Raw genomic sequence first — 12,486 nt, 5'->3', positions numbered from 1 at the left:
GCGCAATCCGGCTATCTTCAATTGTATTGCCGGGCAGAGCAGTGCAATATGCAAAGTCGGTAACTATTGTGTCACAGACGTGTCTAATGTCACCCGATTTGTGCAGACTCCTGCCGTTAACCGGTGATAAATCAATCATATTTAAGGTGCGCTCATGCTGTTTGCCCTGAAAAAATACCTCGGCGGTTTTCTGATGCCGCTGCCGTTTATGCTCCTGCTGATTTTAGCCGGATTACTGCTGCTGTGGTTTTCCCGATGGCAGAAAACCGGTAAAACGCTGATCACCGTGAACTGGCTCGGGCTGATGCTGCTCAGCCTGCAACCGGTGGCGGATACGCTGTTGCTGACAACAGAAAAACCGTATGAAAAACGTTATGAGCTCATCACTCCGGCAGAGGTTCAGCAGCAGGATCTGCGCTATATTGTGGTGCTCGGCGGTGGCTTTACCTATAACCCGGAATGGTCTCCGTCCGCCAACCTGATCAGTAACAGTCTGCCGCGCGTCACAGAAGGTGTGCGCCTCGCGCTGCGTTACCCGCAGGCGACGCTGATTTTCACCGGCGGGCCGGGCGCAAACAGTATCAGCAGTGCGGAAGTTGCGGCACAAGTTGCGCAGTCACTGGGGATCCCGGCTGAACGCACACTGCCGCTGGTACTGCCGAAAGATACCGAAGAGGAAGCCGCCGAAGTGAAAAAAGTGGTGGGTGATGCGCCTTTCCTGCTGGTGACCTCCGCTAACCATATGACCCGCGCCAAAGCCTTCTTTGAGGCGCGCGGCCTGCATCCGATCCCGGCACCGGCTAACCAGCTGGCGGTGACAACCCCGCTGCACAGCTGGGAGAAAACTATTCCTTCCGCGTACTATTTATCACACAGTGAACGGGTCTGGTATGAAGGGCTGGGGCGGCTCTGGCAGTCAGTGAAAACGTCAGATAATGACGAACAGGAATAGAAGACAACAAAAACGCGGGTTCAGAAGTGACCCGCGTTTTTGTTTATAACTGATATCGCTCAGCGGGCGGCAAACAATCTGCGCACAGTTTCAAGATCTTCCGGGGTATCAACACCGGTGCCCGGTGCTTCGGATGCCTCCGCGACATGAATTTTTTCACCGTACCAGAGTACACGCAGTTGCTCGAGCATCTCGATTTTCTCCAGCGGGCTGGTTTCCCACTGAATATAGCGGCGGATAAACCCGGCGCGGTAAGCATAAATCCCGATATGACGCAGGAAATTATCACCGGCGCTGTCACGGCTGTGCATGAAACGCTCGCGATCCCACGGAATGGTGGCACGGGAGAAATAGAGCGCGTAGCCCTGTTTATCCATCACCACTTTCACCGCATTCGGGTTAAAGGCTTCTTCCGCACTGGTGATTTTTACCGCCAGGGTGGCCATACCGGCTTCGCAGGCTGCCAGATTTTCAGCAACCTGCGCAATAATACTGTCAGGGATTAACGGTTCATCGCCCTGGACATTCACGATAATCTCATCATCAGCAAACTGATAGTGATCAATCACTTCCGCCAGACGCTCGGTCCCGGACTGATGATCTTCGCGCGTCATACAGGCTTCGCCGCCCTCTGCGATCACGGCGTCAAATACCGCCTGTGTATCAGTGGCGACAATGACTCTCGCAGCACCGGAACGTTTTGCCTGCTCCATCACACGGACAATCATCGGCTTGCCGCAGATATCCGCCAGCGGTTTACCGGGCAGACGTGTGGAGGCATAACGAGCGGGAATGATAACGGTAAACATGGCGATTATCCTTCTGAGACCGGCAATTCGCGGGCTTCATTCTCTAATAAGACAGGGATATCGTCGCGGACGGGATAGGCCAGACGGCAGCCTTTGCAGATGAGTTCGAGATTTTGTTTGTCGTAGCTGAGTTTGCCGTGGCAAACAGGGCAGGCCACGATTTCGAGTAAACGGTGATCCATACGTCCCCCAATGAGATAAAAACGTTGGCTCAGAATAACATAAGCCTGGTCTCACCGTTAACTCTGTTGTTGCGATATCACAGAGATAATCGCGTTTTTACCCATATTACAGCGCGATCACATCGTTCGCTGCAATACCATAACTGCCGCGGGTCAGAGAGAATTCCACTTCCTGCCCTTCGCACAGTAATTTGTTACGGGAATTGGCGATCCCGTTACGGGTTACCCAGATATCGTCGCCGCCGTTAACCGGGGAGATGAAACCGTAACCTTCTTTCGCGTCATACCATTTAACGCGGCCAAGTTGTAATTGTTTAGACATAGTATTAACTCCTTTTATATCACCAGAAATGGTATACACCCCATTGCTGGTTATGTCTGCTCCGGCCGGGCAACACGGGTGCTCTCTTTGCGAACAGCCACCCGGTAATGAGCAAAACATTATAGTTATTATTTTTTATTCTGATTTGCAGCCGGTCAGACACCGGCTGCAAAACATACCGTTTATCCGCGGGATCCGGTCATCCGCACCACAAGATTAACAAGGTGGTGTGAAAAAATTATGACAGCGGGATCAGAATATGTGTTGACACGCGGACTGGTTGCACAGTGAGATATGAAATACATCACAGAAATACAACTTTTTGATTAAGCCACATTCAGATAAAAAGCGCAAGTCCCTTTATGCATTTTTTATCTGAGATATGACTTTATCCAGAATTAAATCGGCGGATTTTGCGGGAATGGCAGCACTGACTGGTAAATACCACCAGTCAGTTGCAGAAAAGGCAAAACATTTCACTGCATCCTTCTCTGTCATAAGGAGTGACTGGCCGGGTTTTATCAGCGCGGAAAGCTGTTCAGGGCTGTAAGACTGGTGATCCGGAAACGCAACACACTGTGCCGGCGTCACACCGAGGGCGTTCAGCGTGGCAAAAAAGCGCGGAGGGTGCCCGATACCGGCCATTGCCACACATTCACCGATTTCAGCCGCCGGTTTACGGGTGCCGCCAGACAGATTAACGGCTTCTCCCGGCACCAGCTGCATCGCGGTTTCCCCCGGTTGTGCGGTACCGCCATTGACGATCACCGCATCCACCTGTTTCAGACGTCCTGCCCGTTCCCGCATCGGCCCGGCAGGCAGCCACCAGCCGTTACCGAAACGGCGTTCGCCGTCAATCACCACGATTTCCATATCGCGCTGCAGCGCATAGTGCTGTAAACCATCATCAGTGATGATCACATCCACCGGCGAGTGCTGCAAAATAGCCTCTACCGCAGCCGCCCTGTCAGGTGCCACCGCAACCGGCACACCGGTACGGCGGGCAATCAGAACCGGCTCATCACCGGCCTGTGCCGTCGTCGTGTCTTGCGTGATAAGCAGCGGGTAATGATCCGATTTACCGCCATACCCACGGGAAACCACCCCGGGACGGTAGCCACGGGCCAGCAGTTGCTCTGTCAGCCAGATAACCACCGGTGTTTTGCCGTTACCGCCGGCGGTCAGATTACCGACCACCACCACCGGCACCGGCATACGGCGGGATTTTTTCAGCCCGCAGCGGAACAGCAGACGCCGCAGACCACTGACCGCCCCGTACAGAAACGAGAGCGGCAGAAGCAGCCAGTACAGCTTTGAGCGGCCGGACCAAATCTTATCGATCATCAGCAGCGCCGCTTAGTGACCAAACTGCATATTATAGAGCTGCGCATAGATACCAGGCTGTTTCACCAGTTCATCATGCGTACCACGCTCCTGCACTTCACCGTCCTGCACCACGAGAATTTCATCGGCTTTCTCAATGGTGGATAAGCGGTGCGCGATCACCAGACAGGTACGGTTTTTCTGTAACTCATCCAGCGCGGCCTGAATCGCGCGTTCAGATTCGGTATCCAGTGCGGACGTTGCTTCATCAAGGATCAGGATCGGTGCGTCACGCAACAGCGCACGGGCAATCGCAATACGCTGACGCTGACCACCGGACAGCAGGACACCGTTTTCACCGATTTCCGTATCCAGCCCCTTTTCCATCTTATTGATAAAGTCCATGGCATAAGCCATTTCAGCCGCTTTTTCAATCTGCTCGCGGGTGTACTTCCCTTCTGTGGCATAGGCGATATTATTCGCGACCGTATCATTGAAGAGGTGAACATTCTGCGACACCAGCGCCACCTGACTGCGCAGTGATGCCAGTGTGTAGTCGCGGATATCGTTACCGTCGATCGTAATATGTCCGCTTTCAATTTCATAGAAACGGGTGATCAGATTGGCAATAGTGGATTTGCCGGAGCCGGAGCGCCCGACCAGCGCCACCGTTTTACCAGACGGGATAGTAAACGACACATTTTTCAGCGCCGGGTTCTCTTTCCCCTGATAACGGAAAGTGACATTCTCAAACGCCACATCACCTTTGGCATCTTTCAGCACTTTGGTACCGGTGTCTTTTTCCTGCTCCATATCAAGCAGAACAAACAGTGTCTGACATGCAGCCATCCCGCGCTGGAACTGGGCGTTCACGTTGGTCAGGGATTTCAGCGGGCGCATCAGGGCAATCATGGAGGAGAAGACAACCGTAATGGAACCGGCACTCAGCGCTTCTTTAATTTCAGGGAAACTGGCGGCAAACAGCACAAATGCCAGCGCAAAGGAGGCAATGATCTGAATAATCGGGTCGGCAATAGATGATGCGGTCACCAGTTTCATGCCCTGGCGGCGCATATGGTTGCTGACTTTATCAAAGCGCTCATTCTCCACTTTCTGACCGCCGAAAATCAGCACTTCTTTATGCCCTTTCAGCATCTGTTCAGCACTGGCGCTGACCTGCCCCATGCCGCTCTGCATGTTTTTACTGATTTCGCGGAAGCGCACAGAGACTTTGCGGATAACAAAGGCCACAATCGGGGCAATAACAATCAGTATCAGCGACAGCTGCCAGCTGTTGTAAAACATCAGGCCGAACAGCGCAATAATATAAGCGCCTTCACGGACGACCGTTACCAGTGCGCCGGAAGAAGACGAAGCTACCTGTTCGGAATCATAGGTAATACGGGAGAGCAGTGTCCCGGTGGATTGCTGATCAAAGAAGGAAACCGGCATACCCATCATATGGCGGAACAGGTTACGGCGCATGGTCATAACCACTTTACCGGACACCCAGGAGAGGCAGTAACCTGAGACAAAACTGGAGATACCGCGTAACAGCATCAGCCCCAAAATAATCAGCGGCATGATACGGAGAAAATCATTGTCGGCAGTACCGAAACCTTCATCAAGCAGCGGTTTCAGCAGCGACAGCATAAATGCATCGCCGCCCGCATTGATGACTAACGCAATAGCCGCCACGATGATACCTGCTTTAAACGGTGCGATTGTCGGCCATAACCGGCGGAATGTTTGCCGGGTTGAAATATCAATATCTTTCATTATTGCGTTTACCAATACCAAAAATTAGCTGTCTATATTACCCGTTTACCGGCTGATCTCCAAACCATGCGCTGAACCAGCGGGGGAAGAGACCGGCACGGTAAGTCGCAACGGATACCTCATCAGCAAAAAAGGACACAGAAATCTGGCCGCTGTGCGCAGTATCATGCCACTGCACGCCGAGATCATGATAGCGACGGCGTACTTTATCAGAAGGCAGACGCCACGGACTATAGCGCGCAACAGAAACCAGTGCGAAAGCGGGATTTACCGCACGAATAAAAAATTCTGATGATGACGTTTTGCTGCCATGGTGCGGAACTTGCAGTACGGTGGCGGAGAGTTCATCTTTATACTTAATCAGCTGTTTCTCTGCCTGTTTTTCGATATCTCCGGTCAGCAAAACCTGATATTTCCCGTCACTGATGCGGATAACACAGGAACCGTCATTTTTGCTCAGCTGATAGTTTTCATCCGGCCATAACACCTCAAAATACAATGACTGCCATCGCCAGCGCTCCCCGCGGCGGCAGGGGGTATCGGCCTGCGGAATATTACCTTTAACCACCGCAGCAGGATAAGCGCGGCGCAAAGAGCCCAGCCCGCCGGTGTGATCACGGTGGTCATGGCTGATCATAATCCAGTCCGGAGTCAGGCGGTGATAATGCAGGTAAGGCAGCACCGTGCGCAGCCCGTCATCCCGTGACCCGAAACGGTTGCCGGTATCATACACTACCGCCTGCCGTCTTTTATCACCACCGCCGCCAGCCCGTGCCCGATATCCAGTACGGTAACCGACCATTCCGGCGGTGTTTTCCGCAAATACAGACAGCAACTGAACACCATCCCCGGCAGCAGCAGCGGGTGCTGCCGCCACATATCCAGCCGGATGATATAAACAGCCACCCACATCAGCGGGATCCACATCAGAGCGATATATCCGGTAACCATCCAGCCCTGTGCCAGAAACGGCAGCGGCCATAATGCCAGCGCCAGAGAATAATCAGCCAGCAGCAGTGCAGGCCCGATCAGTAACCCGGCAAACAGCAGCGGCACCGTCAGAAAGGAGATCACCGGTACCACCCACAGATTACTCAGAAACGACAACACATTCACACCACCGAAAAAATAGCCCTGAACCGGTAACAGCAGCAAAAATAATCCGCACTGATAAGAGAGAAACAACCGGATACTCCGCCACAAACGGGTAAAGAGTGTCAGCGGGGTAAAAACATGACGGCGGGAGAAAACACCGGTGTGATGCCAGAACAGCAATGCGGTAACCGCAGTATAAGACAGCCAGAATCCGGCGGATAAAATCGTCAGCGGATCGGTCAGCAGTAACAGTGCCGCACTGATCACAACAAACTGATACGTTGGCAGATGATAATGCCGCCAGCGCAGCAGATGCCATAACAGCAGTGCAGACAGTGCCCGGCAGGCCGGAACGGCAAACCCGGCCAGCCAGACATAAGCAATCGCGGCACAGACTGACAGCAGAGAGGGGATTAAATGCGTCATCACACGCAGCGGTAACAGCAGCAGCAATAACCGTCCGGCCCACCAGCCCCATAACGCCGCCAGCCCGATATGCAGCCCGGAAATGGCCACCACATGCGCTACGCCGGTTTCCTGCACCAGTCTGCGCTGCTCTGCGGTAATGCCGCGGCGCTCGCCAAACAACAGCGCCGCCATCAGTCCGCTGTGCGGCAGGTTATCCATTGCAGGAAGGTATGCCGCAATCATCTTCTGGCGCCGGTTGCAGTCTGACGATAATTTTTTGCTGCGCCCGGGCGTCAGAGAAAACAGAACCCGTTCTGACAGCAAATATTGCTGCCGGTTTGATTGTCCTTCATTCAGTTGTCCGTGTACCGGCCTCAATACCGGACGAAATATACGCCAGATTTCACCGGCACACGCCGGTTTAAATGAACCTTTTATTTTTATATTAATAAAAACAGTATCATCATACGACTGACTCTCTATATTAATAATCCGGCCTCTGACGGAATAATAATCAGAGGAATTAACCATAACATCATGGATCATAATATCGATATTATCGGGTGGTTCAGCGGAAAAGAGTGATAATGTATTGCCGATATGAATATTGACTGCGAGAAAAGTGCCGGCAGCAATGCGGATAAAAAAACTCAGCCGGGTACGGATAAGAAAAAGCAAACAAATACCAATAAATAACAGCAGACTTTCTGCCGGTAACAACAGCCGCGGTATCAGCAACAACGGCAGGTGACCGGCAACAACGGCAGCCGCAGCGAGCCAGAGCGGTAACGGACGGGGAAACAGATATTTCAGCACAGCCATAACAGTCATATTACTCACCGGAAGGGTAAACAGACCGGTATTATGTTATGGCGGGTATCACGTGTTATTACGATAATAGAAAAATGCGTGCCGTCACGAATTTATATTTCAACCATACAAATTATCAATTATTTTATGCGAGTCAACTCACAATTATTTGCTTAATTATAAATACCGTCTACTTTCCAATAGTATTTTATGGCGAACTGAATATGATATCTTCCGTAACCTATTATTAATAAACAAATTCGCTTGCCAACACCAGAACCTTATACAACCGAAATTAATTAATTCTGTGTTAACATTTTTATAATAATAATTGAATATTTACTGCAAAAAAAAATGACGCCGATGGCGTCATTTTTATTATCTCTGTCAATAATCAAGCATAGATATTTGCGCGGTCACGTAACTCTTTGCCCGGTTTGAAGTGAGGAACGTGTTTACCTTCCAGTTCCACCTGTTCGCCGGTTTTCGGGTTACGACCTACCCGCGGTGCACGGTAGTGCAGAGAAAAACTGCCGAATCCACGGATTTCAATACGTTCGCCGTCAGCGAGCGTATCCGCCATATGCTCAAGGATCTCTTTTACTGCTTCTTCAACAACTTTAGCCGGAAGATGAGATTGTTGGCCTGCCAGCTTCTCAATCAGTTCAGATTTGGTCATATAACCTCCTGGACTACCCTGGTTATCATAAAAGCAGACCGCTTGCGCGGCCTGCCGCTGCTTAATTACTCGCCTTTAGCTGCTTTGAAAGCTTCTGCCATTGCGTTGTTAGAGAAACCGGCTTCTTCCTGCTTGTTCACAGTCGCGATAGCGTCTTTTTCATCCGCTTCGTCTTTTGCACGTACAGACAGGTTGATTACACGGTTTTTACGATCAACACCCGTGTATTTAGCTTCAACTTCATCACCAACGCTCAGAACCAGAGTAGCATCTTCAACGCGATCGCGTGAAGCTTCTGATGCACGCAGGTAACCTTCAACGCCATCCATCAGCTCAACAGTTGCGCCTTTAGCGTCTACTGCCGTTACTTTACCGGTGACAATAGCACCTTTCTTGGTAACAGCGGTGTAGTTGTTGAACGGATCTTCAGCTAACTGCTTAACGCCCAGAGAGATACGCTCGCGCTCTGCATCAACCTGCAGAACAACAGCTGCGATTTCGTCGCCTTTTTTGTATTCACGTACTGCTTCTTCGCCTGCAACGTTCCAGGAGATGTCAGACAGGTGAACCAGACCGTCGATGCCGCCATCTAAACCAATGAAGATACCGAAGTCAGTGATTGACTTGATTTTACCTTCAACGCGGTCACCTTTGTTGTGAGTTTCCGCGAACTGCTGCCATGGGTTAGATTTGCACTGCTTCAGGCCCAGGGAGATACGACGGCGTTCTTCGTCGATGTCCAGAACCATAACTTCAACAACGTCGCCCACGTTAACAACTTTAGATGGGTGGATGTTTTTGTTGGTCCAGTCCATTTCAGAAACGTGTACCAGACCTTCAACGCCTTCTTCGATTTCAACGAAGCAGCCGTAGTCAGTCAGGTTGGTCACGCGGCCGGTCAGACGGGTGTTCTCAGGGTAACGCTTAGCGATTGCGACCCAAGGATCTTCGCCCAGCTGTTTCAGGCCCAGAGATACGCGGGTACGTTCACGGTCGAATTTCAGCACTTTAACAGTGATTTCGTCGCCGACATTCACGATTTCGCTTGGGTGTTTAACACGTTTCCACGCCATATCAGTGATATGCAGCAGACCATCAACGCCGCCCAGATCAACGAATGCACCGTAGTCAGTGAGGTTCTTAACGATACCTTTAACTTCCATGCCTTCCTGCAGGTTTTCCAGCAGCTGATCGCGCTCTGCGCTGTTTTCTGACTCGATAACTGCACGACGGGAAACAACCACGTTGTTGCGTTTCTGATCCAGCTTGATTACTTTGAACTCAAGCTCTTTGCCTTCCAGATGCGTGGTGTCACGAACAGGACGCACGTCAACCAGTGAACCCGGCAGGAACGCACGGATGCCGTTCAGTTCGACAGTGAAACCGCCTTTAACTTTACCGTTGATAACACCGGTAACAGTCTCAGCTTCTTCGTATGCTTTTTCCAGCATCAGCCATGCTTCGTGGCGTTTTGCTTTCTCGCGGGACAGAACAGTTTCACCGAAACCGTCTTCTACTGCGTCCAGAGCAACATCAACTTCGTCGCCAACCTGGATTTCCAGCTCGCCCTGAGCATTTTTGAACTGTTCTACCGGGATAGCAGATTCTGATTTCAGACCTGCGTCAACCAGAACGACGTCTTTATCGATAGCGACAACAGTACCACGGACGATAGCGCCCGGACGAGTTTCGATAGCCTGCAGGGATTCTTCAAAGAGTTGAGCAAAAGATTCAGTCATGTTTGATCTTCAAGTGTTTAAGTATTAACGTCCATTTAGCATCCGGCCGAATGGGGTTGTTTCACATACCTTGCAACATTCCTTGTCACAAAGGGGTGGCAGAAAACTGCTTCTTTGCCTTGTTCTCTGCCGGTAAAAAACTTCAACTTAACATTATAAACAAAAACGAATACAGAAACCTACTAAAAAACACGTTTTCAGTCAGATTTTCCGCAAATATTGTTTATCATTCCGCCGCTTCTGCCAGTTTTACCTTCGTATAACGGAGGGCTTCGGCAATAACGTCATCAATTGACATGGTTGTTGAGTCCAGAATCAGCGCATCACCGGCAGCCACCAGCGGGGCAACCGCACGGTTGCGGTCGCGGAAATCGCGCTCTTCTATCTCAGCAAGAAGGCGGTCAAAATTAACACTAAAGCCTTTGTCCTGCAACTGCTTCATCCGGCGGTGAGCACGTTCCTGCGCACTTGCGTCGAGAAAAATTTTCACCGGGGCATCCGGAAACACCACCGTGCCCATGTCGCGCCCGTCGGCAATCAGGCCCGGCGCCACACGGAATGCGCGCTGGCGGCGCAGCAGCGCCTCACGGACACGCGGGAATGCCGCGATTTGTGAGGCTGTCATCCCCACGTCTTCCTGACGGATAGCCCGGCTGACATCCTCACCTTCCAGAATAGTCTCAGAGCCGGTGTCTTTTGCCAGGAATTTCACATCCAGATTCGCCGCCAGCGGAACCAGTGCATCTTCCGAGGTGATATCCACATGATGATGCAGGGCCGCCAGTGCCAGAACGCGGTAAATTGCGCCGGAGTCCAGTAAATGCCATCCCATTTCGTTTGCCAGTGCGTGACAAAGGGTGCCTTTGCCCGCGCCGCTCGGGCCGTCAATGGTAATGACCGGAACATATACTGCCATGCGCGCTCTCCTGTCGCAGTCCGGCGGCCGTCACAGCGGCCGCCTGAAAAAAGATGCCCGTATTATACGCATCTGTGACAGCAGAGGAAACGCCCTGCACGCAGAACGGCGTTTTTTTATTCTGACAGCGCCGCCAGCTCACTGAAGTAGCCGGGGAAGGTTTTTGCCGTACAGCCCGGATCGAGGATCGTGACCGGGGTATCTGACAGTGCCACCAGCGAAAAACACATAGCGATACGGTGATCGTTATAGGTTTCAATGTCCGCATGCTGCAATTTTACCGGCGGGGTGACCTGAATATAATCATGCCCCTCTTCCACCTGTGCGCCGACTTTACGCAGTTCAGTGGCCATTGCGCTGAGACGATCCGTCTCTTTCACCCGCCAGTTATAAATATTGCGGATCGTGGTCGTCCCTTCGGCAAACAGGGCGGTAGTCGCAATCGTCATCGCCGCATCCGGAATGGCGTTCATGTCCATATCGATACCGTGCAGGGTATCGCGGCTGCATTCAATATACGTGTCAGCAAAAGTGACTTTCGCGCCCATTTTCTCCAGTACTGACGCAAATTGCGTGTCGCCCTGCAGACTATTGCGCCCGATGCCGGTGACCCGCACGGTACCGCCTTTAATGGCTGCCGCTGCGAGGAAATAAGAAGCGGATGAGGCATCGCCTTCCACCAGATATTCTCCCGGAGACTGATACTGCTGTTTTCCTTTGATCAGGAAACGCCGGTAATCTTCATTCACTACCGTGATACCAAACACGGACATCATTGCCAGCGTGATATCGATATACGGTTTGGAGACCAGCTCGCCGGAGATAGTAATTTCGGTGTCATTCTCCGCCGGTGGTGCAGCCATCAGCAGCGCGGTCAGGAACTGGCTGGATACGGAACCGTCCACACTGATACGCCCGCCGGTAAAGCCACCGCGGATCCGCAACGGCGGATAACCGTCATTTTCCGGGAAATCAATCTGTGCGCCCCCCTGACGCAGTGCGTCGGTCAGATGACCAATCGGACGCTCTTTCATACGCGGCTCGCCGGTCAGGGTAATGTCATTATCCCCGAGACACAGTGCCGCTGTCAGCGGGCGCATCGCCGTTCCTGCATTGCCGAGGAACAGCTCAATACCTTTAAACCCGCTGATCGGTTTGCCCTGACCTTCCACAATGCATTCGGTTTTATCGTCAGAAAGCTGATAACGGATCCCCAGTTCCCGCAGTGCGCTGAGCATATGGCGGATATCATCACTGTCGAGCAGGTTGATAAGGCGTGTTGTGCCCGCTGCCTGTGCCGCCAGCAGCAGTGCCCGGTTGGAGACACTCTTGGAGCCGGGCAGGTTAATCGTCCCGTTAATGCGGGCGATGGGTTGTAACGTCAGGGAATCCATACGAAGTTATTCTCCGGTGTGTAAACATAAAAACGAAAAACGGGGCCGGATGCTTACCCGGTCCCGGAAAAGTGTCTG

At 51.9% G+C, this 12,486-nt stretch carries 10 protein-coding genes and 1 pseudogene; 1 reads left to right on the top strand and 10 read right to left on the bottom strand.

The window, feature by feature from the left end:
* Window positions 1-154 precede the first annotated feature (154 nt).
* Window positions 155-952: an envelope biogenesis factor ElyC gene (gene elyC, locus N7387_RS08190; RefSeq protein ID WP_279798143.1), complete on the top strand. Its 798-nt coding sequence runs from the start codon at window positions 155-157 to the stop codon at window positions 950-952.
* A gap of 59 nt (window positions 953-1,011) precedes the next feature.
* Here the strand turns inward: elyC and kdsB are convergent, their stop codons facing one another.
* From kdsB to aroA, 10 genes and pseudogenes are all read right to left on the bottom strand, one after another.
* Entirely contained in the window at window positions 1,012-1,761 is a 750-nt protein-coding gene (gene kdsB / locus N7387_RS08185) for a 3-deoxy-manno-octulosonate cytidylyltransferase (protein ID WP_279798142.1), read from the bottom strand.
* 5 nt (window positions 1,762-1,766) lie between these two features.
* Entirely contained in the window at window positions 1,767-1,943 is a 177-nt protein-coding gene (locus N7387_RS08180; protein ID WP_004235830.1) for a Trm112 family protein, read from the bottom strand.
* 106 nt (window positions 1,944-2,049) lie between these two features.
* Complete coding sequence (locus N7387_RS08175; protein ID WP_004241772.1) at window positions 2,050-2,265, bottom strand: cold shock domain-containing protein; 216 nt, start codon at window positions 2,263-2,265, stop codon at window positions 2,050-2,052.
* A 360-nt stretch (window positions 2,266-2,625) separates the two neighbouring features.
* On the bottom strand, window positions 2,626-3,609 hold the full coding sequence (lpxK, locus tag N7387_RS08170; protein ID WP_279798140.1) for a tetraacyldisaccharide 4'-kinase: 984 nt from the start codon (window positions 3,607-3,609) through the stop codon (window positions 2,626-2,628).
* Between the two features lie 12 nt (window positions 3,610-3,621).
* Complete coding sequence (gene msbA / locus N7387_RS08165) at window positions 3,622-5,370, bottom strand: lipid A ABC transporter ATP-binding protein/permease MsbA (protein ID WP_262860107.1); 1,749 nt, start codon at window positions 5,368-5,370, stop codon at window positions 3,622-3,624.
* A 34-nt stretch (window positions 5,371-5,404) separates the two neighbouring features.
* Window positions 5,405-7,401 (bottom strand): annotated as a pseudogene (locus tag N7387_RS08160) (DNA internalization-related competence protein ComEC/Rec2).
* A gap of 673 nt (window positions 7,402-8,074) precedes the next feature.
* Window positions 8,075-8,359 carry an integration host factor subunit beta gene (ihfB, locus tag N7387_RS08155; protein WP_025155164.1) on the bottom strand — a complete coding sequence of 95 codons (285 nt, stop codon included), beginning with the start codon at window positions 8,357-8,359 and terminating at the stop codon, window positions 8,075-8,077.
* A 65-nt stretch (window positions 8,360-8,424) separates the two neighbouring features.
* A complete protein-coding gene (gene rpsA, locus N7387_RS08150) occupies window positions 8,425-10,098 on the bottom strand; it encodes a 30S ribosomal protein S1 (RefSeq protein WP_004235822.1) in 1,674 nt (557 codons plus the stop codon).
* 226 nt (window positions 10,099-10,324) lie between these two features.
* Window positions 10,325-11,014, bottom strand: a complete 690-nt coding sequence (gene cmk / locus N7387_RS08145) for a (d)CMP kinase (RefSeq protein ID WP_279798138.1) — start codon at window positions 11,012-11,014, stop codon at window positions 10,325-10,327.
* Between the two features lie 116 nt (window positions 11,015-11,130).
* Window positions 11,131-12,408, bottom strand: coding sequence for a 3-phosphoshikimate 1-carboxyvinyltransferase (aroA, locus tag N7387_RS08140; protein WP_262864350.1), 1,278 nt, complete (start codon window positions 12,406-12,408; stop codon window positions 11,131-11,133).
* Window positions 12,409-12,486: the final 78 nt, after the last annotated feature.

The sequence above is a fragment of the Morganella sp. GD04133 genome (assembly GCF_029835375.1).
Lineage (GTDB): Bacteria > Pseudomonadota > Gammaproteobacteria > Enterobacterales > Enterobacteriaceae > Morganella > Morganella morganii_B.
Note: the sequence above shows the minus strand (reverse complement) of the source record. Positions and strands in the feature narration are given on the sequence as shown.